General features: G+C 42.7%; 28 protein-coding genes. 10 read left to right on the top strand and 18 right to left on the bottom strand.

Features of this window, described 5'->3' with window-relative positions:
* The first annotated feature begins 3 nt into the window (after positions 1-3).
* Both FK220_RS15540 and FK220_RS15535 read left to right on the top strand, forming a co-directional pair.
* Positions 4-426 carry a hypothetical protein gene (locus tag FK220_RS15540; protein ID WP_152575274.1) on the top strand — a complete coding sequence of 141 codons (423 nt, stop codon included), beginning with the start codon at positions 4-6 and terminating at the stop codon, positions 424-426.
* Between the two features lie 53 nt (positions 427-479).
* Complete coding sequence (locus FK220_RS15535) at positions 480-1,241, top strand: creatininase family protein (protein ID WP_152575273.1); 762 nt, start codon at positions 480-482, stop codon at positions 1,239-1,241.
* A gap of 143 nt (positions 1,242-1,384) precedes the next feature.
* Here FK220_RS15535 and FK220_RS15530 read toward each other — a convergent pair whose 3' ends face one another.
* From FK220_RS15530 to rsfS, 6 genes are read right to left on the bottom strand one after another with little or no spacing between them, the layout of a single operon-like run.
* Positions 1,385-1,639: an acyl-CoA-binding protein gene (locus tag FK220_RS15530; RefSeq protein ID WP_152575272.1), complete on the bottom strand. Its 255-nt coding sequence runs from the start codon at positions 1,637-1,639 to the stop codon at positions 1,385-1,387.
* Entirely contained in the window at positions 1,617-2,297 is a 681-nt protein-coding gene (locus FK220_RS15525) for a phosphatidylserine decarboxylase family protein (protein ID WP_152575271.1), read from the bottom strand. The genes FK220_RS15530 and FK220_RS15525 overlap by 23 nt, the downstream gene beginning before the upstream one ends.
* Complete coding sequence (locus FK220_RS15520; RefSeq protein ID WP_152575270.1) at positions 2,287-3,096, bottom strand: phosphatidate cytidylyltransferase; 810 nt, start codon at positions 3,094-3,096, stop codon at positions 2,287-2,289. Before FK220_RS15520 ends, FK220_RS15525 begins: the two co-directional genes overlap by 11 nt.
* 1 nt (position 3,097) lies before the next feature.
* Entirely contained in the window at positions 3,098-3,706 is a 609-nt protein-coding gene (locus FK220_RS15515; protein WP_152575269.1) for an LUD domain-containing protein, read from the bottom strand.
* 56 nt (positions 3,707-3,762) lie between these two features.
* Complete coding sequence (gene ftsH / locus FK220_RS15510; RefSeq protein ID WP_152575268.1) at positions 3,763-5,751, bottom strand: ATP-dependent zinc metalloprotease FtsH; 1,989 nt, start codon at positions 5,749-5,751, stop codon at positions 3,763-3,765.
* 21 nt (positions 5,752-5,772) lie between these two features.
* On the bottom strand, positions 5,773-6,159 hold the full coding sequence (rsfS, locus tag FK220_RS15505) for a ribosome silencing factor (protein WP_152575267.1): 387 nt from the start codon (positions 6,157-6,159) through the stop codon (positions 5,773-5,775).
* Between the two features lie 93 nt (positions 6,160-6,252).
* Between rsfS and FK220_RS15500 the strand changes: the two genes are divergently transcribed.
* The gene (locus tag FK220_RS15500) at positions 6,253-6,984 is read left to right on the top strand and encodes a biotin--[acetyl-CoA-carboxylase] ligase (protein WP_152575266.1); all 732 of its coding nucleotides are present in this window, start codon (positions 6,253-6,255) and stop codon (positions 6,982-6,984) included.
* A 30-nt stretch (positions 6,985-7,014) separates the two neighbouring features.
* Here FK220_RS15500 and FK220_RS15495 read toward each other — a convergent pair whose 3' ends face one another.
* Positions 7,015-7,407: an SRPBCC family protein gene (locus FK220_RS15495; protein ID WP_152575265.1), complete on the bottom strand. Its 393-nt coding sequence runs from the start codon at positions 7,405-7,407 to the stop codon at positions 7,015-7,017.
* Positions 7,408-7,411: 4 nt separating this feature from the next.
* Positions 7,412-8,053: an orotate phosphoribosyltransferase gene (gene pyrE, locus FK220_RS15490; RefSeq protein ID WP_152575264.1), complete on the bottom strand. Its 642-nt coding sequence runs from the start codon at positions 8,051-8,053 to the stop codon at positions 7,412-7,414.
* Between the two features lie 7 nt (positions 8,054-8,060).
* Here pyrE and FK220_RS15485 point away from each other — a divergent pair, with 7 nt between their 5' ends.
* Complete coding sequence (locus FK220_RS15485) at positions 8,061-8,648, top strand: NUDIX hydrolase (RefSeq protein WP_152575263.1); 588 nt, start codon at positions 8,061-8,063, stop codon at positions 8,646-8,648.
* A gap of 12 nt (positions 8,649-8,660) precedes the next feature.
* On the opposite strand, the gene FK220_RS15480 is transcribed toward FK220_RS15485, so the two are convergent.
* From FK220_RS15480 to FK220_RS15460, 5 genes are all read right to left on the bottom strand, one after another.
* Complete coding sequence (locus FK220_RS15480) at positions 8,661-10,406, bottom strand: M14 family metallopeptidase (RefSeq protein WP_152575262.1); 1,746 nt, start codon at positions 10,404-10,406, stop codon at positions 8,661-8,663.
* A 55-nt stretch (positions 10,407-10,461) separates the two neighbouring features.
* Positions 10,462-10,866, bottom strand: coding sequence for a response regulator (locus FK220_RS15475; protein ID WP_152575261.1), 405 nt, complete (start codon positions 10,864-10,866; stop codon positions 10,462-10,464).
* Positions 10,853-12,703, bottom strand: coding sequence for a PAS domain-containing sensor histidine kinase (locus tag FK220_RS15470; protein ID WP_152575260.1), 1,851 nt, complete (start codon positions 12,701-12,703; stop codon positions 10,853-10,855). Before FK220_RS15470 ends, FK220_RS15475 begins: the two co-directional genes overlap by 14 nt.
* 207 nt (positions 12,704-12,910) lie before the next feature.
* A complete protein-coding gene (coaD, locus tag FK220_RS15465; RefSeq protein WP_152575259.1) occupies positions 12,911-13,369 on the bottom strand; it encodes a pantetheine-phosphate adenylyltransferase in 459 nt (152 codons plus the stop codon).
* A gap of 40 nt (positions 13,370-13,409) precedes the next feature.
* Positions 13,410-14,384, bottom strand: a complete 975-nt coding sequence (locus tag FK220_RS15460) for a D-alanine--D-alanine ligase (protein WP_152575258.1) — start codon at positions 14,382-14,384, stop codon at positions 13,410-13,412.
* Between the two features lie 218 nt (positions 14,385-14,602).
* Between FK220_RS15460 and FK220_RS15455 the strand changes: the two genes are divergently transcribed.
* From FK220_RS15455 to FK220_RS15440, 4 genes are all read left to right on the top strand, one after another.
* A complete protein-coding gene (locus FK220_RS15455) occupies positions 14,603-15,190 on the top strand; it encodes a PASTA domain-containing protein (RefSeq protein WP_152575257.1) in 588 nt (195 codons plus the stop codon).
* Between the two features lie 7 nt (positions 15,191-15,197).
* Entirely contained in the window at positions 15,198-16,229 is a 1,032-nt protein-coding gene (locus FK220_RS15450) for an RluA family pseudouridine synthase (RefSeq protein ID WP_152575256.1), read from the top strand.
* Between the two features lie 91 nt (positions 16,230-16,320).
* On the top strand, positions 16,321-17,082 hold the full coding sequence (yaaA, locus tag FK220_RS15445; RefSeq protein ID WP_152575255.1) for a peroxide stress protein YaaA: 762 nt from the start codon (positions 16,321-16,323) through the stop codon (positions 17,080-17,082).
* Between the two features lie 56 nt (positions 17,083-17,138).
* Positions 17,139-17,504, top strand: a complete 366-nt coding sequence (locus tag FK220_RS15440) for a hypothetical protein (RefSeq protein ID WP_152575254.1) — start codon at positions 17,139-17,141, stop codon at positions 17,502-17,504.
* A 3-nt stretch (positions 17,505-17,507) separates the two neighbouring features.
* On the opposite strand, the gene FK220_RS15435 is transcribed toward FK220_RS15440, so the two are convergent.
* Positions 17,508-17,636 carry a 30S ribosomal protein THX gene (locus FK220_RS15435; RefSeq protein WP_152575253.1) on the bottom strand — a complete coding sequence of 43 codons (129 nt, stop codon included), beginning with the start codon at positions 17,634-17,636 and terminating at the stop codon, positions 17,508-17,510.
* A gap of 129 nt (positions 17,637-17,765) precedes the next feature.
* On the opposite strand from FK220_RS15435, the gene FK220_RS15430 reads away from it, so the two are divergent.
* Positions 17,766-18,458 (top strand): uracil-DNA glycosylase family protein, encoded by a 693-nt coding sequence (locus FK220_RS15430; protein WP_152575252.1) that lies wholly within the window; start codon positions 17,766-17,768, stop codon positions 18,456-18,458.
* Between the two features lie 305 nt (positions 18,459-18,763).
* Positions 18,764-21,310, top strand: a complete 2,547-nt coding sequence (locus FK220_RS15425; protein ID WP_152575251.1) for a phosphoenolpyruvate carboxylase — start codon at positions 18,764-18,766, stop codon at positions 21,308-21,310.
* A gap of 76 nt (positions 21,311-21,386) precedes the next feature.
* On the opposite strand, the gene FK220_RS15420 is transcribed toward FK220_RS15425, so the two are convergent.
* From FK220_RS15420 to trpA, 4 genes are all read right to left on the bottom strand, one after another.
* Positions 21,387-22,349, bottom strand: a complete 963-nt coding sequence (locus FK220_RS15420) for a peptidase associated/transthyretin-like domain-containing protein (protein WP_152575250.1) — start codon at positions 22,347-22,349, stop codon at positions 21,387-21,389.
* 73 nt (positions 22,350-22,422) lie between these two features.
* Positions 22,423-23,922 (bottom strand): M20/M25/M40 family metallo-hydrolase, encoded by a 1,500-nt coding sequence (locus FK220_RS15415; protein WP_152575249.1) that lies wholly within the window; start codon positions 23,920-23,922, stop codon positions 22,423-22,425.
* Between the two features lie 97 nt (positions 23,923-24,019).
* Entirely contained in the window at positions 24,020-24,253 is a 234-nt protein-coding gene (locus tag FK220_RS15410; RefSeq protein ID WP_152575248.1) for a hypothetical protein, read from the bottom strand.
* The gene (trpA, locus tag FK220_RS15405) at positions 24,250-25,014 is read right to left on the bottom strand and encodes a tryptophan synthase subunit alpha (RefSeq protein ID WP_152575247.1); all 765 of its coding nucleotides are present in this window, start codon (positions 25,012-25,014) and stop codon (positions 24,250-24,252) included. The genes FK220_RS15410 and trpA overlap by 4 nt, the downstream gene beginning before the upstream one ends.
* Positions 25,015-25,022: the final 8 nt, after the last annotated feature.

Genomic DNA, 25,022 nt, shown 5'->3' with positions numbered 1-25,022 from the left:
CCTATGAAATCGTTTCTGATATTTTTTTGTCTTTTGTTTTTATCGATAAGCGCCGTTGCCCAGTTGACCGACGAGGAAAAATCGCTACTAGGTTCCCATCAATTTGGCGTGCAGTTTATATGGGACGGCTATGGAACGGCGGTTGTGAGCAAGCTGGACGGCGTACTACACATCAGGGGGGAACAGTATTCCGACGACCGGGAGGAGTATGTATTGTTAGATGGGGTTATAACTGTTATTGATTCACGAAATTTTACCATCAATGGTTCCCTTAAGCTTTTTACCAAAGGCTGTTGTGGCTTATTGGACAGAACCGTGAACTATACCTTCAGAAAAGCGGGGAATCGAAAATACTGGCGCCTCAAAGAGCGTGAAGACCTCTGTAGTCCTTATACCTGTGCCTATTACTTGGACATTTTTGAATAATACAAAACTTATTATCTAGGGTCTTACTATGTTTGTATTTCAAAAATTGTCCTATGAGACCCTATATTTTGGCCGAAACCAACTGGGCCGCCGTAAAGAACGCCCAATTTGAGCTGGCTGTATTGCCTTGGGGCGCTACCGAAGCCCATAACTACCATTTGCCCTATGCCACCGACAACATTCAGGCAGACAATATCACTGCAGTGGCTGCGGAAAAAGCTTGGAAAAAAGGGGGAAAGGTCATTGTGTTGCCTACGATTCCGTTCGGGGTGAACACTGGACAATCCGATATTTATTTGGATATTAATCTCAACCCTTCGACTCAAATGGCCATTCTATCCGATATTGTCGAAGTACTTGACCGGCAAGGGATTCAAAAATTATTGATCTTCAATGGTCATGGAGGCAATAATTTTAAACCGTTGGTCCGGGAACTTGGCCTCAGGTTCCCAAAGGTCTTCATCAGTTTCTGTTTTTTCCCCCAGGCATTGGATAAAAGTAACTATTTTGAGGAAGAGGGCGACCATGCCGATGAGATGGAAACAAGTCTTATGCTGTATTTACGACCGGAACTGGTTTTGCCGAAGGACAATTGGGGTACCGGAGACGCAAAAAAGTTTCGTATTGAGGCTTTTTCCGAGGGATGGGCATGGGCCGAAAGACAATGGTCTAAAATAAGTAAGGATACCGGGGTGGGGAATCCCCACAAGGCTACCAAGGAAAAGGGAGCGCGTTTTTTTGAGGATATAACCGATAAAATCGGGGATTTGTTTCTCGACTTATGCCAGTCCGATTTGGAAGATCTATACGAGTAGGTTCCGTTGTGGCACCTATGTCAACTGGCCGTGACATCATACGAAAGTAGCGGGTAAGAGGTGTATTTCCTTCTATTGGGCCTTAAAAATGAATTGTGATAGAAGGCTAACGATTTGATTGCCCGTATCTTCCCCGGGGTGCTTTATCGAAGTGTCTTTACCAGTTTAATGTATTGGGTCATTGCTGCCTTGGGCTCCAGATTTTGTGCTTGGATTAGCGCATTTGCCTTAAAGGCATTAATTAGCGGGGTCTTGCTGCCGGGATGGTTTTTATTTTCGTTGGCAATTTTGTAATAGGCGTATAGTTTTAGCAAAACGTCGGCAGGAAGCGGCTCTGTATAATTGTTGATGAACTCCACCGCCTCATTAAATCGCTTATGTAATTTCTCGTTCTTCATCTTTTTGAACCACTACTGCGATACAGGTTTTGGCTCCCGTTACTTTTTGGTTCAACGTTACCGTAATTGCACAATCTAAAGGTAAGAACAAATCTACCCTTGAACCAAATTTTATGAAGCCTGCATCATCTCCTTGTTGCACGCTATCGCCCACTTCGGCATAGTTCACGATTCTCCGGGCCATGGCACCTGCAATCTGACGGTATAGGATGTCCCCAAATTTCGGAGTGCGGATGACCACTGTAGTTCGCTCGTTTTCCGTGCTTGACTTTGGATGCCAAGCTACCAGATATTTACCTGGGTGGTATTTGGAGTATTTTATTTCTCCACTTGCAGCGTATCTGGTAACATGCACATTGGTAGGGGACATAAAGATAGATACTTGCTTGCGTTTGTCATTGAAGTATTCGGTTTCCTCAATTTCTTCAATAGCGACTACCTTTCCGTCTACAGGAGCCAGTATCTCATCAAAATTTCTTTCCACCTTTCTTTTCGGATTACGGAAAAACTGAAGAATAAGGATCAAAACCACTAACGCCATTACTTGAAGGGAGAGGCGCAGCCATGGTATTGAAACATAAAATTGGGCTATCAAAACGAGGGCTATCGCCAAGAAAAAAGTGCTCAGGATAATCTTTTGACCTTCTCTATGAAACATAGGTGAATATTTTTAAGGTTAAATAGGCAAATGGGGCCGCAAACACTAAACTGTCCAGTCTATCCAACATACCGCCATGTCCCGGCAATATGGCACCACTGTCTTTTACACCGGCTACCCGTTTGAGTTTCGATTCCACCAAATCGCCTAAATCGCCGGCAAAAACAATGACCGTCGCTAGAATAAGCCATTGCGCAAGGTTAATGGAGGCTTCATACCGAGCCAATATATAACCCGCAACCAACGCAAATAGGAGTCCACCCAAGCTACCTTCAACAGTTTTCTTAGGGGAGACCCTAGGATAGAGTTTGGTGCGTCCCAAGCTTCGACCAACCAAATACGCAAACGAATCGTTTACCCAAATCAATATAAAAATACCCATAATCAAAAACTTGGCAAACTCATTGTCCTTGTAGGGAATCATCGTCAGAAAAATACATCCCCCGCCGATATAAAAAAGGCCGACAATGAATTTTTGGGCGGTATTAAACGCTTTTCCATTTTTGGAAAACAGAAAATAGAGCAATGCGATATCGACCCCAATTGTTATGAACATTAAGATATTGATAGGAATTCGATCGTATTCGTCGATCAGATAAATGAAAATCCACCAAAGCGATAGATACGCCAAAAAGATATAGTAGCCACGAAGGCCGACCATACGTTTGTATTCGTAGATGCAGGCCAGACCAAAAGTCATCAATAAAAAGTCAAAGGCGTCGGAACTGAGGAAGATCGCGGAAAGTAAAAAAATAATAAAAACAGCCCCAGTAAGCGCACGCCTTAAGATTTCCTTCATATTACAGATCTTCCAAAAGTAAAAGATACAAATTTTTGGAACTGCTCCCGTAGGTCAGGAAATCATCGGAATTTTCTTCGTTTGCCTGAAAATGTTTAATAGTGGTGATGTTGGCCGGAATGCTATGACCGTATTTTTTCTTTATTTTCTTAAGTCCTTCCCCGATAGATTCTACGAGTTGGCTGGTAGTGGCAAAGACGATTACATTGTCCGGCAGCTCGTTGAGTTTTTTTTCCATCAATTGGTTGGAGCATACCAAGATAGAGCCGTTTTGTGCAATGAGGTACTCACAGGTTGTAAAAAATACCTCGCTATTTTTAATCTTATCGGTGAATTGTACGTTTTCCTTTGAAAATTTTTCCTCTAGCTGCGGATTCAATACAAAGAACGGATGCGATTCCCAGCCATTTTCGATGATAATGTTTTTAAGTGCTTGGGTTATTTCTTGGAACGAATCACAGTAAAGAAATTTACCACCATTTTTTTTAAAATGGATGGTGAACTTTTCATCTACGGGGATGTTGAGGTCGGGCATGTGTTGTCCCCTGGTTTCCACAGTTTCCTTGGAAACCTTTTTGCCACCTCCAAATAATTTATCCAATAGCCCCATGTATTGTGATGTAAAAGTAAGCGCTGTCTGTTACCTAAGAACAACGGGAAATACGGTCATTTATTTTCTTCGCTAATTTCCTCGGTCGTATCCGCGACATCGATAATTTCTTCCCCATTGGCCTCAAATTGGCTATCAAATGGTCTTTTTCCGAAGATTTTTTCCAAGTCTTCCTTGAAGATGACCTCTTTTTCCAAAAGTCTTTCGGCCAAGGTGATTAACTTGTCCTTATTGGCTTGCAAAACGTCGATGGCCCGCGCATACTGTTCTTCGATAAGTTTCGATATTTCCTCATCGATTCTTTGTGCGGTATCTTCGCTGTAGGGTTTCGAGAAACCGTAGTCGCTTTGGCCCGAAGAGTCATAATAGGTGAGGTTTCCGATTTCTTCGTTCAGTCCGTATACGGTTACCATTGCCCTAGCCTGTTTCGTCACTTTTTCGAGATCGCTGAGTGCACCTGTTGATATTTTGTCGAATATGACCTTTTCGGCCGCCCTTCCGCCCAAGGTAGCACACATCTCGTCTTTCATTTGCTCGGGACGTACGATTAGGCGTTCTTCCGGGAGGTACCAAGCGGCCCCTAACGACTGTCCCCTTGGCACTATGGTTACCTTTACGAGAGGTGCGGCGTGTTCCAACATCCAGCTTACGGTCGCATGGCCAGCTTCATGATAGGCTATGGTTTTCTTCTCCCCGGGAGTAATAATCTTATTCTTTTTCTCCAAGCCTCCTACAATACGGTCTACAGCATCCAGGAAATCTTGTTTGTTTACGGCTTTCTTCTCCTTACGAGCGGCGATCAAAGCTGCCTCGTTGCAAACGTTGGCAATATCCGCACCGGAGAATCCCGGGGTCTGTCTCGCGAGAAAGTCCAAATCCAAGGTTTCGGCAGTTTTGATTGGTCGCAGATGCACTTCGAAAATCTCTTTTCTTTCCCTAATATCGGGTAGGTCTACATAAATCTGCCTGTCAAATCTTCCAGCACGCATCAGAGCTTTATCGAGCACGTCTGCACGGTTTGTCGCCGCCAACACAATTACGTTGGTATTGGTGCCAAAACCGTCCATTTCGGTCAACAATTGGTTCAATGTATTTTCGCGCTCGTCGTTTGATCCGGTGAAGTTATTCTTACCTCTTGCCCTACCAATGGCATCGATTTCATCGATGAATATAATCGCGGGTGACTTATCTTTTGCCTGTTTGAAAAGATCGCGCACCCTTGAGGCACCGACCCCTACGAACATTTCAACAAAATCGGAACCTGAAAGTGAAAAGAAAGGCACTTTGGCTTCCCCCGCAACGGCTTTGGCCAGTAGGGTTTTACCGGTGCCCGGGGGTCCTACCAATAAGGCACCTTTTGGGATTTTACCCCCAAGGGAGGTGTATTTATCCGGATGTTTCAAAAATTCAACGATTTCCTCAACTTCTTCCTTGGCACCCTCCAAACCGGCTACATCCTTAAACGATGTGCGGGTGTCGGTTTTTTCATCGAACAGTTTGGCCTTTGATTTTCCTATATTGAAAATCTGGCCGCCTGCGCCACCGCCACCGCCACCCGACATTCTGCGCATGAGATAAATCCAGATGCCAAAGATTAGAACGAATGGAAGGATTCCAATCAGGAAATCCCCAAGGTAGTTGGACTCCTTATCAAATTCGACAACCGTGTCCAGATTGTTTTCTTTTTTACTATCGGTAATTTGTTTCTCGAAGTTCTGCAAATCCCCAAAATCCAGAATGTACTGCGGTATGGTACCTGTGGAGGGTAAGAGCGACTTCTCGGCGACGTCTTTGTGAACATCTTTTGCCAGGGCTTCATCTGTTAAAAAGACTTTTGCCTGGTTCGTATTAGTAATTATCAATATCTTACTGATATCACCATTTCTTAAAAATTCCTGTAACTCTGAGGTAGTGGTGGTTTTCGTACTAGCGAAATTACCACTGTTCAACAGTTGAAAACCAAGAATCCCCACAATGATCAATCCGTAGATCCACCAAGAGCTGAATTTCGGTTTTTTAGGATTTGTATTATTTTCTTTTGCCATTCTATTTTTTTTACCCAATGTTTATTTTAGGGTTTGATTCATACTACTTTCCACGAGCGTCACTTTGGCATCTCCCCAAAGTCCCTCAATATCATAGAATTCCCTAATGTGTTTTTGGAAGACGTGTACTACTACATTTACGTAGTCCATAAGAACCCACTCGGCGTTGTCTTCACCTTCCACGTGCCAAGGTTTATCTTTTATAGTTTTGCTAACTGTTTTTTGGATGGACCCGACTATTGCGTTCACATGCGTGTTGGAAGTTCCATTACAAATTATAAAGTAGTCACATACCGTATTTTCTATCTCCCTAAGGTCAAGTAAGTTTATATCTTGCCCCTTTACTTCTTCTATGCCCTCTAAGATCAATGCAATTAGCTCATCTGCGCTCGCTTTCTTTTTTTGCATTCAAAAATTTTAGTTTTTACAAAGTTATTATTTTTTGTTCTTTTAGCCCTACCTTTTTAATATTTGATTAAACATTGGCAAAGCCGCCTTACCATGAAAATAGTCAAACTTGATGCCATAGATTCCACGAGCTCCTATCTAAAGCAATTAATGCTTTCGAACCTCCTCGATGACTTTTTTGTGGTTACGGCCAAAAAACAGCTATCGGGCAGGGGTCAAATGGGGACTAAATGGAATTCAGAACCCGGTAAAAACCTCACTGCCAGTATATTAAAAAAATTTACCCATCTGCCAATAACTCGTCGGTTTTATTTAAACATGGTCGTCTCCTTGGCTGTATTCAAGACCTTGGAGAAACTTGGAACTCCGAATTTATCCATTAAATGGCCTAACGACATTCTGTCAGGGAATTTCAAAATATGTGGTATTCTTATTGAAAACATGATTTCAGGCGACACCATCAAATCTACCATTATCGGTATCGGACTCAATGTTAACCAAACTGCTTTCCCTGCTTTACCAAACGCTTCTTCCTTGAAATTGTTGTTGGGTCGAGAAGTGGATTTGGACGAATTGCTGATGAATTTGATTGAAGAGCTAAGACGCTTGTTTTTGGGGTTTGAGACCATGAACGACGAAGGCTTGCAAATGAAATATGAAGCTCGGATGTTCAGGAAAGATAAACCTTCGGCCTTTGAGCTGCCAGATGGAAACAGGCTGTCGGGGTCCATTCGGGGTGTGTCGGCAGGAGGAAAGCTCATTGTAGAGCATGAAAAGGCTCTTTTGAAAGAGTATGGTTTTAAGGAAGTAAAGCTGCTATATTAAATACCACCGGAATTTAAATGACTGCAAGCTTTACACTCGCCGCAAATTGTCGGCAAGGGTGTTCATGAAATTGGTGATAGGGGTTTTGATCATCATTGCCATCATAGCATTGAATTCCCCGTTAAAATTCATGGCCACCTCACTTTGATCGTCACCCAAGGCATTAATATCGGCAGTAAGTGTGAAGGGCAGCTTTCCACTTGCGGCACCCAGTACGATTTGATGATTTGGGGATTGCTGTTTCCGTTCCAAAACGATTTCGGGCATACCGGAAAGCTGAAAAAGGAACCGATTGGAATCGATCAGCTCGAATTTCGAAATCGAGTCGGGCATGAGCTGTTCGAAGTTCTTCAAGTCGCAAAGAAACTCGTATACTTCTTTCTGGCTTTTGGCAATTGTTCTTTTGGACGTTTCTATATGCATCGTATTATTTTTTCCATTGCGATGGGTTCTTGCGCCAATCCATTAAAGTATGTAACTGTGCGTCATTGATATAATCGGTTTGCAAGGCGTGCTGTATCAAGTGGTCATAATCGCCCAATGTATGCAACTCGAGCCCATGTTGTTCGAAATTGTCCTCGGCAATATCGAAACCATAGGAAAAAATAGCCAGCATACCTTTTACTTTTGCACCTGCCTCTTGTAGGGCCTTGACCGCATTGAGACTGCTTTTTCCCGTACTTATTAAATCTTCAATGACCACTACGGTCTGGTTTTTTTCCAATATCCCCTCAATCTGGTTCTGTCTCCCATGCGATTTGGGTTCGGGCCTTACATAGATAAACGGGAGCCCTAAATAATCGGCCACCAAAGCGCCGATACCGATAGCCCCTGTGGCTACTCCTGCGATGATATCAGGTTTGCCGTAGAGATGCTCCAACTGCTTGGCCAGCTCTTCCCTTACATAGTTTCTGATAGCAGGGTAGGATAGGATGATCCGATTGTCGCAATAGATGGGGGATTTCCAGCCGGAAGCCCATAAAAACGGATTTCCAGGTTTCAATTTTATTGCATTAATTTGCAGCAAAAGCTCTGCTGTTTTCTTGGCGGTATCCTTGTCTAAAACCATAGCGCAAATGTATAAAGTTTTTGTGAACGAAAGGCCGCTGATCTTAACAAATAAGCTTTCGGAAATCGAGAACAGCGAATACTTTCCCCTAAACCCCGATTCGATTCAAGAGGCTATCAAAGCGTTGATGAAAAACAAGCTGCAAGCGGCCTATATATACCATCCAAACCATGAAGAAATCTTAAAGAAATTCAGTAAGAAAATCCCATTGGTAACCGCAGGGGGCGGTGTGGTCACCAACAAAGAGGGAAAAGTGCTCTTTATCTACAGGAACAACAAATGGGACCTACCTAAAGGTAAGATAGATAAAGGGGAAAGTATCGAGGAATGTGCCCTTCGTGAGGTGGAGGAGGAGACGGGGGTACGTGGTCTAAAAATTGAGAATTTTTTAAGGACTACCTATCACATTTTTAAAAGAAATGGGACTTATAAGTTAAAAGAGGTTCATTGGTTCGCCATGCGGACTTCCTATACCGGCAAATTGAAAGGCCAAAAGAGCGAGGGCATTGTAAAGGTAAAATGGAAAGGCCCCAATAAAATTAAAAAGGCGCTGGAGAACTCCTATATCAATATTAAAATCCTTTTTGAGGATTAAAATACCAAGTACCTAATCCTTGGGCAATCGATATATGGGATATTGCAAATGCGCAGACTCATAATGTGGTGATTGTTTAAAAAACCATTCCAACTGCGCATACCAGTTTGCCGCGAAAACCGGGTCGTCGGCTTTCTTTTGAAGAAAGGAATCTCTCAACCCGGGGTCGTTCGAAAGCATTTTTGCCGCTACATCTTCAAATACGTAGGGAGAAAAACCCTCTTTTTGCTGTAGAATGGGGTCAAAAAAATTCCAGTTGAAGAACGAATCGACGGCAGAGGGTTCCAGGGTTTCCAAAATGTAACGGATACCGGGCTGGTCGGTATGGACGAGATAGTCTCCCTCTGAAAATGACATCTTTTTCATTTGTTTAGAGACCTTGGTGCCATAGTGTGGATAATGCCCTTCGTAGGCGTTGGCCATAGTTTGGTAGTCCTTAATTCTATAGGATTCTACCAGGAGTATCGTATCTTTTTGAAGCGTTTTATACTGAATTTTGTTACGTTCCATGAGTTCTACGATCTGCTCATACCCTTTTTTGATGATATAGGCTTTAGGTATGAGCACCGAATCGGAAGGTTTCATAAAATTTTGGTACACAATAGGTTTCGTGAAAGGCCGATTTCTATCGTATTGTAGGCGGGGGAACCCCGTTACTTCACTCGTTAGGGTATCTGCTTCATAGCCTTTAAAATCCAGGGTACTGCTACGCGTCGTATCAATGGCCCATTGAACGGGATAAAAGGTCCATTTTTGGTGACGTGTCAGTGCTTCTTCTCGAAGTCGTCTTATTTTTTCCCCATCGCCTTCCGCGATACGGATCATTTGCAGTAGAAGTTCATAAGTACCCCTCACTCGTTGTTCGTACGGTTTCAGCATGTGCGTTTCCACCATCATTCCCAGGGTGTTCCATAAGGCTGTATAACCAGTTGAATATCTTGGGTGGTCTATAAACTGGGAAAAACCACTCTCTGGAACCCGGTTGTACACATTTACGTATGGGGTAATGTCCCAATCCACAGCGGCTAGGGAATCTTCCAATTTGGGCATCAGTTCCTGGTGTAAGTAAGCGCCAAGGTCGCCCCCCAATTTGTTGTGTTGCGTAAATAAATGGGTGAGGATGTATTGGTAGTCGGCACCATTGCTCACATGGGTATCGATAAAGATATCGGGATTAACCAAATGGTAGATATCGGCAAAAGTCTCGGCATTTTTGGTATCTGCCTTGATAAAGTCCCTGTTAAGGTCAAAGTTTTTTGCATTTCCCCTGAATCCATAGGCGAGGGGACCATTTTGGTTGGCCCTTGTTACGGAATTTCGATTGAGGGCGCCTCCGATATTGTAGACTGGAATGGAGACCAATACCGTATTTTCCGGAGGGGCAAGTTTGCCCGTGGCGAAATCGCGGTATAACATCATTGTAGCATCGATGCCGTCGCTTTCTCCGGGATGTATGCCATTATTGATTAAAATAACGGTCTTTTCGGCCCCGATTTTTTTGAAATTGAAATCCCCTGCCGGGTTGTAGGTGACAATGTGCAATGGATGGCCACTATCGGTTTCACCAATGGTTTGAAAATTAATTTCGGGAAACTCCTTTGCAAGTCGAATGTAAAAATCCACCACCTGCAGATAGGTAGCGGTTTCAGTACCGTTTGAATTTTCAAAATGAGTCGGAAAATCCGCGACCTTATCCTCGGTCTTTGTCTCGCAGCCAGCTAAGAAAAGAAAAAACACTACCCAAATTAAAAATCTCATTGGTACCTGGTTTTATTCGCTTCGGCAAAATTAAGCAAAAAAACAGCTTTGGTACTTAAGCTACTTTTGTAATCCTATCTATTTTCTCCTTTTTAATCGGTTTGTTATTGAAGGTAATCACATGCTTCGATCTAAGCCGGTAGTGCTCCCATTTCTCAATATCCGCGGAATCTATGGAAGAAGTAATGATGTTGATGCGCACTTTTTGAGGCAAGGAAAGCTGAATAAACTCTTCAAGAAACTGCCAACCGTCCATTATGGGCATATTAATATCCAAGAAGATTACTTCTGGAATTTCCGCATTTTTTGAAGTGGTATCGCGAATGGCATCGATTGCCAGCTTTCCATTGGCAAAACTATGAACAACACCACCGTGAACCACACTACCCAGCATTTTTTTAATGCCGAATACAGTGATAGGGTCATCATCTATGATGTAGATCGAGTTAATTTCTCTCATTAAAATAAATTTTGAAGATAGAGCCCTTGCCGACCTCGCTACAGACCATCACCTTACCGTTCATGGCCTCTATTTGATTTTTGGTAATATACAGGCCAATTCCCCTGGCATCCTTATGTTCATGAAAGGTCTTGTACATACCGAACAGTTTGTCACCATATTTCTTCATGTCGATCCCCAAGCCGTTGTCGCTTATTTCCAGAAGTGTTTGGCCTTCATTTTTGGTGGCATGTAAACGTATGATAGGATTTCTGGTCGGCTCTTTGTACTTGACCGAATTGGTGATGAAGTTCATAAGAATGCTTTCTAGGTATGCCGGAACTACGTTTATGCGCATATCATCGGATATTGTATTGACAATTTTCGCGTTATTATTAAGAAGAAAGGCATTTAAGTTTTTGGTGACTTTTTTCACCATATCGTTCAGTACAACTGGTTTTTTATTCAAGTTGGTATTGGTATTGATGGCCACGACCTCATTCAAATTTTCCAATGTATCCAATAAATTGTCCGAAGCCTCTACCAACATATTGATGAGATTCTCTTTTTCCTTTCCACATTTTTCATTGACCAGGAAGTCGAGCAACATCGAAAAATTGGCCGAATGGGAGCGAAGGTTGTGAGAGACAATATGGGCAAAATTGACTAGCTTTTTGTTTTGCAGGGCGGTGACATCGATGAGGTCTCGAAGCTCCTCTTCCTTTTGTTTGATGTTCGAAATGTCGAGGCTTATTCCGATTAAGCCATTTGCTATCCCATCATTTCCTACCAGAGGTATCTTCGAGGTCAAAAACGTGGTAATTTGACCGTCTTTCTTCTCACAAATCGTTTCTTTACCCAAGACGGGTTTCAAGGAGTTCATTACCTTTATATCCTCATTCCTTGATTCTTGGGCGGTTTTTTTGGGATAAAGGTCAAAATCATCCTTTCCCAACACCTGTTTGGGATGTTTTACACCAAGAAAATCACATTCTGCCTTGTTAACCAAGATTTTCTTGGAATCCCGATCTTTGATGAAAACGTTAAGGGGCAAGTTGTCTATTAATGTTCTTAGGAGACGTTCACTTTCCCTTATCTTCATTTCGGCTTGCACTTGATCATCGATATCTTGAAAAGTTCCAAGAATTCCTACAAGTTCATTGTTCTTGAACAAAGGCTTTCCAGCCGCTATGACCCATTTTTCATTTCCTTTGGCAGTTACTATCTGAAGTTTTTCATTCCATGGAGCCCCTTGGCTCATAGCCCTTTCCACTGCGAGTGATATCGTATTTCTGCTATGGCCTTGTTTGTAGAAATTTATGCCTGTTTCTATATCCGGGACAAAATCGAGGGGCACTTCATGAATTTTTTTGGTCATTTTGCACCAGCTTAATTTTTGGCTGGCCAAATCAAAGTTCCAGCTTCCAATTTTGGCGATTTCCGATTTTTTGTCGTGCAGTATTTGAAGTTTTTCAAACTCCAGTTCATTCGATACCTTCCTCGTGATATCCTTGGTCTGTATAATGACCCCGATGACATTTTCGTTTTCGTCGTACCATGGTATATTGGTCCATTCGAACCATCGATCTTTCTTCTCGGAATCGACATAGTGTTCCATTCCGGGACCACGATTTTTACCTTTAAGACAGTCTTTTAACGTCTTTTCCCAGTTTCTCGTCGTTTTTTCGAAAAGGTCGAGAATTTTTTTGCCAAAAACATTTCGGTTTCCAAAATTGAAATAATCGATCCAAGTATCCGAGGCGTACACGACTTCCAACTTGGTATTGAGAAAAGCGGTGGCCGTTGGTAATTGTTTGATTAGATAATTATTGACCTCAGTTAGGGGACTCTTTATCATTTATATGAAATTTCTTACTAAAATAATGGTATTGTTTGACTATTTGTCAAATTTGTTGTGAATTGTACGAATTACGTTGTGTTATGGATAAAACGGGGAATAATTGGGGGCAGAAATCGTTGTATTTCTCAGGATTTTTGCCTTTTGAATCGGGATATGCGGAAAAAGGTAAAGAATATACCATCAGAAATTCCTACAAATCCAACCCTATGGTTGTACCCGTACGGTATCGGGCACCAGACCGGTATAGTCCCCCCCATTCCTGATTACATCACGTACAATGGAGGAACTGATATACGATTTACCGGAAGAGGTGAGTAAAAAGACCGTTTCAATTTCGGAAAGCTTCCTATTGGTGTGCGCAATAGCCTTTTCGAACTCGAAATCACCGGGGTTACGTAACCCTCGAAGAATGAAACCGGCATTGATTTTTTGGCAAAAATCAACCGTTAGTCCTTCGTAGGTCATTACCTTTATTTTAGGTTCTTCCTTAAAAGCCTCGGTAATGAATCTTTGACGCTCTTCCAATGGGAACATGTACTTCTTTTCTGCGTTTATGCCAATGGCAATGACCAATTCGTCGAAAAGCGTGATACCTCTTTGTATAATGTCGAAATGCCCTAATGTCAATGGGTCGAAAGACCCTGGGAATATTGCGCGTTTCATTGGCGGATGAAATATGATTGTAGGTTAAATGTAGCCATTTCTATCTTAGGGCTTCCTCAATGGAGCTTTTAAAAAGTTCGGAAAGCCCTATTCCTGCAGTTTTTGCTTGCTGCGGAAGAATACTTTCGGTCGTTAGTCCCGGTGTCGTATTCATTTCGAGCATATAAGGTTCATCCTCGATAAAAATAAATTCACTCCTTGAATATCCCTTCATTTTTAGTACGTCGTATGCTCGTTTTGCGGCCATAGTGACTCTTTTCTCCTGCGTCTCCGATATTCTAGCGGGAGTAATTTCCTTGGATTTTCCTTTGTATTTCGCTTCGTAATCGAAGAAGTCGTTTTCACTGATAATTTCCGTGATGGGCAACACTTTGGTCTCGCCCTTGTACTTCATGACTCCGACCGAGACCTCGATACCATCCAGAAATTTCTCGATTATAATTTCGTCATCTTCTTTGAAGGCTGTTTCTATGGCCGATGCCAAGTCTCCTTTTCGATACACCTTTGTTATTCCGAAACTGCTTCCTGCTTTGTTGGCCTTTACAAAACAAGGTAGCCCAACCTTGGCCACAATACCGTCTTCATCGATTGTATCACCGAGATTTAAATAGTAGGACGGCGCCGATTTGATACCGTAGGGTTTTAAAACGCTTAACAAGTCCCGTTTATTGAAGGTTAGGGCAGATTGATAATAATCGCAGGAAGTCTGTGGAATGCCCAATAGTTCAAAATAGGCTTGCATCAAACCATCTTCTCCCGGGGTGCCATGAATAGCATTAAACACACAGTCGAATATCAGCTTTTTTCCGTTATGTGTTACCGAAAAGTCGTTTCGATCCACAACATACTCCTTTTCCCGGTCATCTATATACACCCATCTGTCCCTAAGAATATGAATACGATGGGGATTAAAGAAGTCCTTATCCAAATATTGGTAAACCACATTGCCACTCTTAATAGAGATATCAAACTCACTGGAGTATCCGCCCATGATAATGGCAATATTTTTTCTCATGACTAGCCTTATTCATTGATTTATTCCATTTCAAAGTAAAGAAAAAAGTGAGCGGTATGTATCTTTGGATGTTTATTTTTTTAAATGGTCGCTCGATACTTTCGACTGGTTTTAGTAGTACCAACTGTTTTCGTTTAAATCTTGGGAACATATTTCGGATAAACGGCCCCAGTTAGTTATACCTCATTTCCTATATTTGCACCGAAGAATAACAATCGATGCGAAATTTTTTAAACTTTTTGAAAAGCAAAACTTTTCTAATTCAATTGGCATTGGCGGTCGTGGTTTTGATAGTGCTCGTGTTCCTATCGCTTCAATGGCTAAAGAGCTCTACGAACCATGGGGAATTTGTCGAGGTGCCGGATTTCTCCAAATTGTCGGTTCCGGATATGCGTACTGCCGTAGAAGCCGCAGGATTGAGATATGAGGTGTTGGATTCTGCCAACTTCAATCCTGATTACCCCCGTTTTTCGATTATCGATCAAAATCCGCCCGCGGGCAATAAGGTAAAGCGGAACCGAAAAATATATCTCACGGTCAATCCATCCGGCTACAAAAAAGTAACGGTACCTAATATCGAGCAAGTCACTAAGCGAAATGCCACATCTATGTTGAGGGCCGTGGGTCTCGATGTACAGCGAACCACCTATATCGATGAATTGGGGAAAGATATGGTCTACTACATTAAATTCAAGGGAAAACGTATCAAGCCAGGGGACAAAATTCCGAAAACCTCCAAGGTAGAATTGGTCTGTGGTAATGGAAATCGAACCCAACGATCACAAATTAAGGCCGATTCGGAATAAATAAATTATGGCACCTCAAAACGGCTTAGATGCCAAAGCGGATAAATTCTTTGAACATCATAAGTTCGTTGCGGCCAAGGGCCAAGACCCACTTCGGGTCGATAAGTTTCTTATGAACTTCATTGAATATGCCACTCGAAGCAAAATCCAGCAGGCCGCCAAAAGTGGAAATATTTGGGTCAATGGGATAGCGGTAAAACAAAACTATAAGGTGAAGGCCGGAGATGAAGTGAAAGTGATGTTCGAGCATCCGCCCCATGAGTTTTTATTGGTGCCAGAAGCGATTCCCCTGAACATCGTTTATGAAGATGATACCCTTTTGGTCGTGAACAAACCGGCAGGTATGGTGGTGCATCCAGGTCATGGAAACTATTCCGGGACATTGATCAACGCCCTATTGCACCATATAAAAGACCTCCCACTAAACAGCAACGAACGTCCAGGTCTGGTACACCGGATAGACAAGGATACCTCAGGGCTATTGGTAGTTGCCAAGACCGAGGAGGCAATGACCCATCTTGCCAAACAATTTTTTGACAAAACGAGTGAACGTGAATATATAGCACTGGTATGGGGCAATGTGGAAAGCGAAAGTGGCACTATCGAAGGCCATATCGCCCGAAATCCAAAAAACAGACTTCAAATGCAGGTTTTTCCGGATGCGGACGAAGGTAAAGAAGCGATTACCCATTACGAGGTGCTGGAACGTTTTGGCTACGTGACCCTGGTTTCCTGTAGGCTTGAAACAGGCCGAACACATCAAATTCGGGTGCATATGAAGCACATTGGGCATACGCTATTTAACGACGAGCGATATGGAGGCGATAAAATCTTAAAAGGTACCACCTTCACCAAATACAAGCAATTTGTAGAGAATGCCTTCAAGGTACTTCCCCGTCAGGCCCTACATGCCAAAACCCTTGGTTTTGAACATCCGGTAACAGGGGAAAAAATGAAGTTCGATTCGGAACTGCCCGAAGATATGGTGAACTGCATCGCCAAATGGCGTGATTATTCGAAACACGGCAAGGAATTATAAATTATCTCGATTCCCCTATCAATAACACTTTTGTCGATGGGAGGTACAATCACAAAAATCCTTACTATTTTTATGGTACAAAAGTCAGTTTATGAAGATAGTGGTTTCCCCAGCGAAATCGTTGGATTTTGAAAGAGAGTATCCCAAATTTGCCCACACCCAGCCCGCTTTTTTGGAGCAGGCGGAGAGACTCAATAAAGTATTGGCCAGAAAGAAGCCGAAAGCACTTTCGGATTTGATGGGGATTTCCAATAATCTGGCGCAATTGAACTGGGAAAGAAATCAGAATTTCTCGCTTCCGTTTACTGCCGAAAATGCCAGACCTGCGATCTACGCATTCAACGGGGATGTCTATCAAGGATTGGATGCTTATACCCTGCCGACCAAAAAAATAGAGAAGTTACAAGATACCCTCCGTATTCTTTCGGGACTTTATGGGATATTAAAGCCCTTGGATTTAATACAACCGTATAGATTGGAAATGGGCACCTCTTTGAAAATGGGCCGTAAAAAGAACCTGTACGAATTCTGGAAAAAGCAATTGACGGCGTATTTGAACACCGAACTGGAAGACGGGGAGCTTTTTATTAATTTAGCTAGTAACGAGTATTTTGGCGCTATTGATACGAAAGCGCTGAAAGTACCGATCATCACCCCTATTTTTAAGGATTGGAAAGGTGATAACCTTAAAGTAATCAGTTTTTTTGCTAAAAAGGCCCGCGGGTCCATGGTTCGTTATATCGTCGATTCCGGTGCAAAGACACTGGACGATGTGAAGGGCTTTAATCTGGACGAGTACGAATTCAGTGCGGCGCATACCGTAAAGGAAAGCGAACCCGTGTTCGTTAGATAATATCTTGGGCGCGCAACCGTTTTACTTTTATAGACATCTGTAATAAAAGAAAAACGATGAAGAGACCAATCCTTGCCTTATTGATGATAATACTATTATCCCTAGGGTGCACCGACCGGGACGACGAATTGGATACCATTCAAATTCGTGTCAAAAATAATAATGATTTTGTGTATCAAAGGGTAACGGTAGGCGGTGCGGAGAACGTTTATGAAAATATTGGTCCCGGGGACTATTCGGAGTATTTGATATATGACCAGGCCTATAGGTATGCCAGTATCAATATTGAGGGCAATGGACAGACCTATACGCTGCAGCCCATTGATTTTGTAGGTGAGACGCCTTTGGGTATCGGCTTTTATACCTATGAACTGACCGCGAACGAGTCGGGTACGGTAGATTTGGACTTCATAATCGAATAAAGATTATTTTTTTGAGCTAACGCTTATTTTTTCCTCAACAGTTGGTTTTTTTTTGATTTTTCTTCTCCTTCTTACTCCGTAGGTACCATTGATGATTTTACCTCTTCTGGTTTTTTTATCTCCTTTTCCCATATTTTTGATTTTATTGTGTTCCTAAAATACAAAATGCTAGGTTACAGGTCAACTGAAATGGCAAAGACTCCGAAATTCTTAATTTAGTGTTATTGAAACCGGCATTTCTTTTTAATCAAACATATATCGTTGTTCCTTCACACCCATCCGTATAAACCGTTTCTATTCAACGAGGCGACCAAACTGATAGTCGGCACCTTGCCTCCGCCGAGATTTACTACGGGGGAGCTAAAACAAGGCGATGTAGATTTTTGCTATGGGAGTAGGGATGGACAGCTTTGGCCAATTTTAGACCGCATTTTTAATTTGAATCTAAAATTTGAAACAACGGAGGAGGCAGTTCAACAACGAATCGATTTTCTAAAAAAAAGAAGGATTGGGATCTGTGATATTGTTGAAAGTGCCAAGCGTTCAAAGGTCGATGCTTCCGATTTGGGTATGCAGCAAACCCAACTCAGGGATATTGTCGGCTACCTGCAACAATACCCGAAGGTGAAGACGCTACTTTTCACAGGAGGAAATAGCAAGAACGGACCCGAATATTTCTTTCGAAAACAGCTTAAACGGTACCAACTGGAATTCAAAGTGATTTCTGCAGAGGTTCCCCGTATCCATGAATTTGGATTACCGGTCATTCCCGGTAAGGAGGAAGGTCCTGCCAACTTAACGACGCGAACCATCAAAACCGTATCACTTACCGCGCCCTCCGGGGCTGCCAATAGGGCCGTAGGCAGTTTACCGGCCTTTAAAAAGTTGAAAGACCAAAATCCTTTCTTTAGTACGGTCGATTTCAGGGTACTGCAGTACGCCCAATTTTTCTAAGGGCTCCAAGAAAAGGTTCAAAACTAAAAAGAGCCCTGGCGGTATCGCCAAGACTCTTTTACGAGAACACTATATGAAAATGAAAAAAATTACTTATTGGTTGATTACAGAATAAAAGTAGTGCAGTAATATCAAGGGCGGAAACAATTGTTGTGAACCCTGTTGATTTTGTGGTGTCTACAGTAAATTTTGTTATTTAGTTCAAATTTGATGGGTCGTATACTGGATTATTGGCGATATTTAAGGTTCTATTTCATCGCAAGTAAAAAGAGTTTAGGGTTTAGAATAAACAGAGGTACCATTTTATGCAGCAATCGGAAAGACTAAAAGAGTTCAGAAAATCGGTCAACAACAAGTTCAATGTGTATAACAGCTTGTTTTTGAATTTACCCTATAGTGACATGGACAATGTAGGTATATTGATTCCATTGCTATTACATCAATGCCAACAGGGGCTTCAATCAGGGCAAAATCCACGTGAGATACTCGATGCATTTTTCCAGAACTATGTGGATCTAGGTTCGGAGAAGGATAAGATCGATTTTATGTTCCGAATCATACAATATGTAGAACGACAGGTTGTACTGTACGACAGTGTTGAGGATGCGGCTTTCCCCAAATTGAATCAACATAGCACTTCACTTTCTATCAAAGACTATTTTCAATTGGTTCACAAGACAAAGAGTTGGGACAAAGTAGCGAAAAAACTCTCTACCTTCAGTGCCCGTATTGTTTTGACCGCACATCCGACCCAATTTTATACACCGGCTATCCTCGATATCATCAGTGAACTACGATCATTGATTCTCGAGGATAAAATCGATGAAATAGATGTGACGCTACAGCAACTAGGGCTCACATCCTTGATCAATGCGAAAAAACCCACTCCTTTAGACGAGGCCAGAAACATTATTTATATTCTAAGGCATGTCTATTACGATGCAGTAGGTGATTTGTACGCGTACATCAAAGAAAATATCAACAATGGCAATTTTGAAAACCACGACATCATAAAACTCGGGTTTTGGCCTGGAGGCGACCGCGACGGCAACCCGTTCGTAACAGCGGACATCACTAAAGATGTTGCCGACGAACTAAGAATAAACTTGATGAAGTGCTACTACAATGATTTAAAAGTACTTCAGAAAAAATTATCTTTCAAGAGGTTGCAAGAACCTTTAAACCAACTCAGAAACAATCTCTATATAGCCATGTTCGATACGTCTCGAAACGTAGGCTATGCCGATATCATCGAACCTTTATTGACCATCAGGGACCTCTTGATAGAGCACTATCATGGTCTGAGACTTCAAGAGCTCGACCACTTAATCGATAAGGTGAAGATTTTCAAGACGCATTTTGCGATTTTGGATATCCGACAAGACCATCGGGTTCATAAGAACGTGGTAGAAACCATCTTGAAGGACCGTAAGATCGTTAAGGAAAGCATCGACGAGCTGGATGAAGATACTTTGATCGATGTACTCTTGCACAAAAATTTGAAACTGAAGGCGGAGGATTTCACAGAACCCATAGTAAAAGATACTATCCAAAATATCCTGCAGCTAAAATCCATTCAATCCAAGAATGGGCAAGAGGGCTGCAACCGATACATCATCAGCAATTCCGAAGATGTATTTTCGGTACTGTTCGTATTCGGCCTGTTTCGATGGTGCGGATGGAAAACCGAAGAGATTACTTTTGATATTGTACCCTTGTTCGAGACGATGAAAGGTATGGATAGTTCCGAGGCCACCATGCAGGCACTTTTCGACCTACCGGAATACCGGGCGCATGTGGCAAATAGGGAGAACAAACATACGATTATGCTTGGTTTTTCGGATGGTACCAAGGATGGGGGCTACGTTAAGGCCAACTGGTCCATTTTTAAGACTAAGGAAAACCTCTCGAAGGTATGCCGAAAGAACGATATAATGGCCATTTTCTTCGATGGTAGGGGAGGACCTCCGGCCCGAGGTGGAGGCAAGACCCATCGCTTTTACGCGGCTCAGACCAAAGACATCGCAAACCATGAAATACAGCTAACGATTCAAGGTCAGACGATTACCAGTACTTATGGTACCAAGGAGCAATTTATGTACAATAGCGAACAATTATTGACTGCCGGACTATCAAACAATCTCTTCGGAAAGGAAAACGTGATATCGGGAGCGTCAAGGCAACTACTTGAGCAATTGTCGGAGTTGAGTTTTGCCAAATACGATGCCTTAAAGAACCACGAGAAGTTCATGCCCTATCTGGAACACATGAGTACCTTGAAGTATTATACCAAAGCAAATATTGGTAGTAGACCGGGCAAGCGGGGCAATAAAAAGAAATTGGAACTAAGTGATTTGCGAGCGATTTCCTTCGTAGGTTCATGGAGTCAGTTAAAGCAGAACGTGCCAGGATATTTTGGGATAGGAACCGCCATCAAGACCTTGAAAGACAAAGGAAAATTAAGGGAGCTCAAAAAACTCTACAGGGAAGTGCCCCTGTTCAAGGCATTGATGAACAACAGTATGATGTCGCTTTCGAAATGCTATTTTGAACTTACCAGTTATATGAAAGACAGCGAGGAATACGGCGCTTTTTGGAATATACTGTACGAAGAATTCCAGTTGTCCAAAAAAATGTTGTTGTTGATCTCCGGGTCGAAGGTGTTGATGGAGAATGAGACCATTTCGAGGGAATCGATAAAGATTCGTGAAAACATCGTACTGCCTCTGTTGGTGATTCAGCAATACGCCTTACAAAAAATCGGGCAAAAGTCTGAATATCATGAACTCTATGAGAAAATTGTTACCAGGTCGCTTTATGGAAATATAAATGCAAGCCGAAATTCAGCTTGATAGATACTAGTTTTTTAATTCAGTTGATTAAGAAAGGAAGCCTAACGGCACCTCGATACCTTGAAATTTTTTGTAATCAATTTTCATAGACCTCAAACGCTGCGCCCATCCCATAATTCCGATTTCCAGTCTGGATCAATTTAGAGTTTTTGTTATAGGTCTTATCAAAAACCTGCCATTTCTTATTGTTGAGGAATACCCTTCGCACATAGGTGTTCTCGTTGGGGAGCCCTTTTGTAAAAGGAAGCAAAGGTCTAAAAGAGGTGGAAATCTTTTGGGTTCCCCGTGGGGTACGTACTTCCCGATACTTTTTGGTTTGTGCCAGGCGACCTTCTTTATTCGCATATCCGAGTACCTGTAAGGAAGCATAGATTCCGGTTTCCGGAATGAAAATAGACTTAGAGGCTACTTCTAGTTCGTATACTTTGTCTTCTTTGTAATTGATGGCAAAAACGATTTCCTCATACCCTATTTGATTTCCGGGCAATCCGTTGTCATTTTCGTAGAATTGAATTCGGAAAACAGTAGGGTAGTCCCCTTTTCCTTTTGATTTGTATTGTGATTCGGCATTGATAGGAAGTAGTAGTTTGCTAATCCTTGTAGGCTTATCATCGATTCGTTCGAAGAAAACGGCGACTTCACTTTCGACTGTTGGCAACCAACAGGCAAACAGGTCGTCGTGCGTAATGGCTTTTTTCCTTCGCATTTTGAACTTCCCCTCTTTTGGCGCCGACACGACCACCTCGCTCAGTTGCGATACCTCCGGCCGTAACCGAATGGTCGATGGAATTAATGCTGCCACTACTGCCTTTTCCGCATAGCCCATGGCCGAAATGTAAAGGGTATCTACATCACTATATCTTTTCGTGGAAAATAGAAAAATACCTTCATCGTCGGCGAAGGTTCCCAATCCGTCGCCAAAAGAGATAGTCGCAAAGGGTATAGGCTCTTGATTTAGGCTGTCCACTATGGCAATTCGCTGACCATATAGTCCATAACACGTCAGCAAAAAAAGAAATATGGTCAGTACTACTCTCATAGGCACGGAAGCCCTGATTTTCAGAAAAGGTAATGGGCTGTATTAATCAAACGAACGGAAATACCATATAGTACTATGGAGTCATCTTTGTACTTAGAATTCCGTAGAATGCACGAATGCCATATGCGATTTGTCCGATTCTCAGATTTTCGTCGGGACTATGCTGGTTGTTGTCCGGATTCACCATCGGTACAATGAACGCGGGAATCTGTAGCTCGTTGATAAATGGAGCTATAGGCACCGTCCCACCCATGATACGTATTTGTACCACTTCATCGTCAAAAGTTGATTTCAAACTGTTTACCAAAAAATTTCCGTAGGGGTTATTCAAGTCGGTACGGAAGGCATCGGTAACGCTTCCTTCCTTTACGGTGACGATCTTTTCGTGTGACATACGCTCTTCCCTGCTAGGCGTACCTTCGACAATGTGGAATCCCTTATCAGTGATATATTTTTTAACCAGTCCCTTGAGTTTTGAACCGTCTGATTCCGGGACCAGACGTAAATCGATTTCGGCAGTGGCACTTTCCGGGATGATCGTCCTAGCTTTTTCTCCAATCCAGCCTGAGCCCAACCCGCGTATGTTCAGGGAGGGATATTGTAGGGCTTCCTGATAAAAACCACCTACTTTTTCAGGGGTTTTTATTGCTAGGTTGTCATTAATGCCACCAAGGTCATCAGGAACGCTTTTTAGGATGGTCATCGTGGCTTCGTCGAGATCGATACCGTCGTAGTAGCCTGGAATTAATACACGCCCCTCGGTGTCTTTCATGCCGGCCAGCAGTTGTGACAGTCGAAAACCGGGGTTTGGGGCATAGTTCCCATAATGCCCACTATGTTGTGGCCGAATAGGGCCGTGGACGGTAAGGGATAACGTGGTAATGCCCCTACATCCGTAGATTACGGTAGGTTTTTCGGAGATATGTACCGGTCCGTCATTGATAACCAGAAAGTCCGCCTCCAAAAGTTCGCGGTATTCCTTGACCGCCTTTGGTAAGGGTTTGCTGCTTTTTTCTTCCTCACTGTCCAAAATTACCTTGACATTAAAGGGGAGGTCTACCCCGGTTTTTTTCAATAGGTCAATAGTATTCAAAAACATTACAATAGGTCCCTTGTCGTCGGAGGTTGATCGCCCGAACAAACGCCAATCATAATCGATATCGTCGGCGAGTTCTTCGAAGTCGTGGGTTTTCCAGTTTTCACCTTCCTTGGATTTGAGAACGACTTGATAAGGGTTGGGTTGATTCCATTTGGTGGGATCGACCGATTGCCCGTCAAAATGCATATAGAAAAGAATGGTGGGTTTACTGTCATCCATTGGAAGCGCTGCGAAGAACAATGATTCCCCGTCGGTCGGAAGTACAGAGGAATTGAAGCCCCTATCGTTGAATTTTTTGGTCAACCAGTTGAGGTTCAAATTGATGTCGGCATGTTCCAAGGCATCGTTCGGAATTGCCACAAATTCCCGTAGCTCATCGATACTATGGCGTACCTGTGATTTAAGCTGGCCGGGTTCTTGTGCCGAACTGGGGCAACAGGTGAAAATGAGGAGTAAAAACAGTATTTTTTTCATACGGATCGCAGTTGGATTGTAAGTTCTAAATGTAAGGATATTTAAGGGAAATAAGGGGTGCACTGGAATTCAGGATTTTAGCTCCGCATGAATTGTTCTAGGGAGCTTTCTTCGACTTGGAAAAGGCCAGGAGCACGATTAATCGTAGCAAAAGCAAAAAAGGAAATCCGTGAAGGAGCAGGTCGAACCAATCCAAGGGTTTCATGCCCACGGCGCCTCCGGCAATCCATTTCAGCTTGCCCCAGAGGTGGGGTTCTGGAAAAAAAGGGGCCAACCCTAATGTAAGGCATAGCAGCAGTATTATTTTCCAATTGTTGATGAGTTCTTTCACGATTTTATTTTTTCAACGAAATCACCGATAGTCGCGATACCGTAGTCCGTTAAATGCTTAATGAAGGCCGAGCCGATAATGGCTCCCTTAGCCGTTTCTGTAGCTGCTTGAAAGGTTTCGGCATTGCTGATGCCAAAACCTACGATTTGGGGATTTTTCAAACCCATCCTGGCGATTCGTTCGAAATAATCGGTCTGGGCATTCCCAAAACCATCTTTCGAGCCGGTCACACTGGCGGAGCTCACCATGTAAATGAAGCCTGCCGAGGCTCCATCGATTTGACGAATACGTTCTTCACTGGTTTGGGGAGTAATCAAGAAAACATTGATGAGTCCGTATTTTGTGAAAATAGCCTCGTATTGCTCTTGGTAAACATCCAAGGGGAGATCGGGCATGATGATTCCATCGATTCCGATTTCATGGCACTTTCTGCAAAAAGCCTCCACCCCGTATTGGAGCATGGGATTAAAATAGCCCATTACAATCAGGGGTATCGAAACGGTCTTACGAATATCCTTTAATTGTTCGAAAAGAAGCTCGGTACGCATACCATTCTGCAAGGCGGCGGTAGAGCTGGCCTGTATGGTGGGGCCATCCGCCAAAGGATCACTAAAGGGCAGCCCGATCTCGATCATGTCCACCCCGTTTTTTTCCAACTCCCGAATAATGGGTACGGTATCGTTGAGCGCTGGATAACCCGCTGTGAAATAGATTGAGAGGAGTTTTTTATCTTCCTGGAGTTTTTGATTGATTCGGTTCATATTAAAAA

This window comes from Pelagihabitans pacificus, from assembly GCF_009371985.2.
GTDB classification, from domain to species: domain Bacteria; phylum Bacteroidota; class Bacteroidia; order Flavobacteriales; family Flavobacteriaceae; genus Pelagihabitans; species Pelagihabitans pacificus.
Note: the sequence above shows the minus strand (reverse complement) of the source record. Positions and strands in the feature narration are given on the sequence as shown.

What these genes read in the sequence shown, in the direction of transcription:
- FK220_RS15470 (WP_152575260.1), bottom strand. Translation starts at nt 12,703, where the DNA reads ATGATAAAGAGTCCCCTAACTGAGGTCAATAATTATCTAATCAAACAA.
- FK220_RS15475 (WP_152575261.1), bottom strand. Translation starts at nt 10,866, where the DNA reads ATGAGAGAAATTAACTCGATCTACATCATAGATGATGACCCTATCACT.
- FK220_RS15415 (WP_152575249.1), bottom strand. Translation starts at nt 23,922, where the DNA reads ATGAAAAAAATACTGTTTTTACTCCTCATTTTCACCTGTTGCCCCAGT.
- FK220_RS15525 (WP_152575271.1), bottom strand. Translation starts at nt 2,297, where the DNA reads ATGTTTCATAGAGAAGGTCAAAAGATTATCCTGAGCACTTTTTTCTTG.
- FK220_RS15520 (WP_152575270.1), bottom strand. Translation starts at nt 3,096, where the DNA reads ATGAAGGAAATCTTAAGGCGTGCGCTTACTGGGGCTGTTTTTATTATT.
- FK220_RS15540 (WP_152575274.1), top strand. Translation starts at nt 4, where the DNA reads ATGAAATCGTTTCTGATATTTTTTTGTCTTTTGTTTTTATCGATAAGC.
- FK220_RS15450 (WP_152575256.1), top strand. Translation starts at nt 15,198, where the DNA reads ATGGCACCTCAAAACGGCTTAGATGCCAAAGCGGATAAATTCTTTGAA.
- FK220_RS15440 (WP_152575254.1), top strand. Translation starts at nt 17,139, where the DNA reads ATGAAGAGACCAATCCTTGCCTTATTGATGATAATACTATTATCCCTA.
- FK220_RS15500 (WP_152575266.1), top strand. Translation starts at nt 6,253, where the DNA reads ATGAAAATAGTCAAACTTGATGCCATAGATTCCACGAGCTCCTATCTA.
- trpA (WP_152575247.1), bottom strand. Translation starts at nt 25,014, where the DNA reads ATGAACCGAATCAATCAAAAACTCCAGGAAGATAAAAAACTCCTCTCA.
- FK220_RS15535 (WP_152575273.1), top strand. Translation starts at nt 480, where the DNA reads ATGAGACCCTATATTTTGGCCGAAACCAACTGGGCCGCCGTAAAGAAC.
- FK220_RS15515 (WP_152575269.1), bottom strand. Translation starts at nt 3,706, where the DNA reads ATGGGGCTATTGGATAAATTATTTGGAGGTGGCAAAAAGGTTTCCAAG.
- ftsH (WP_152575268.1), bottom strand. Translation starts at nt 5,751, where the DNA reads ATGGCAAAAGAAAATAATACAAATCCTAAAAAACCGAAATTCAGCTCT.
- FK220_RS15435 (WP_152575253.1), bottom strand. Translation starts at nt 17,636, where the DNA reads ATGGGAAAAGGAGATAAAAAAACCAGAAGAGGTAAAATCATCAATGGT.
- coaD (WP_152575259.1), bottom strand. Translation starts at nt 13,369, where the DNA reads ATGAAACGCGCAATATTCCCAGGGTCTTTCGACCCATTGACATTAGGG.
- FK220_RS15455 (WP_152575257.1), top strand. Translation starts at nt 14,603, where the DNA reads ATGCGAAATTTTTTAAACTTTTTGAAAAGCAAAACTTTTCTAATTCAA.
- rsfS (WP_152575267.1), bottom strand. Translation starts at nt 6,159, where the DNA reads ATGCAAAAAAAGAAAGCGAGCGCAGATGAGCTAATTGCATTGATCTTA.
- FK220_RS15460 (WP_152575258.1), bottom strand. Translation starts at nt 14,384, where the DNA reads ATGAGAAAAAATATTGCCATTATCATGGGCGGATACTCCAGTGAGTTT.
- FK220_RS15485 (WP_152575263.1), top strand. Translation starts at nt 8,061, where the DNA reads ATGTATAAAGTTTTTGTGAACGAAAGGCCGCTGATCTTAACAAATAAG.
- pyrE (WP_152575264.1), bottom strand. Translation starts at nt 8,053, where the DNA reads ATGGTTTTAGACAAGGATACCGCCAAGAAAACAGCAGAGCTTTTGCTG.
- FK220_RS15530 (WP_152575272.1), bottom strand. Translation starts at nt 1,639, where the DNA reads ATGAAGAACGAGAAATTACATAAGCGATTTAATGAGGCGGTGGAGTTC.
- yaaA (WP_152575255.1), top strand. Translation starts at nt 16,321, where the DNA reads ATGAAGATAGTGGTTTCCCCAGCGAAATCGTTGGATTTTGAAAGAGAG.
- FK220_RS15420 (WP_152575250.1), bottom strand. Translation starts at nt 22,349, where the DNA reads ATGAGAGTAGTACTGACCATATTTCTTTTTTTGCTGACGTGTTATGGA.
- FK220_RS15495 (WP_152575265.1), bottom strand. Translation starts at nt 7,407, where the DNA reads ATGCATATAGAAACGTCCAAAAGAACAATTGCCAAAAGCCAGAAAGAA.
- FK220_RS15425 (WP_152575251.1), top strand. Translation starts at nt 18,764, where the DNA reads ATGCAGCAATCGGAAAGACTAAAAGAGTTCAGAAAATCGGTCAACAAC.
- FK220_RS15480 (WP_152575262.1), bottom strand. Translation starts at nt 10,406, where the DNA reads ATGAGATTTTTAATTTGGGTAGTGTTTTTTCTTTTCTTAGCTGGCTGC.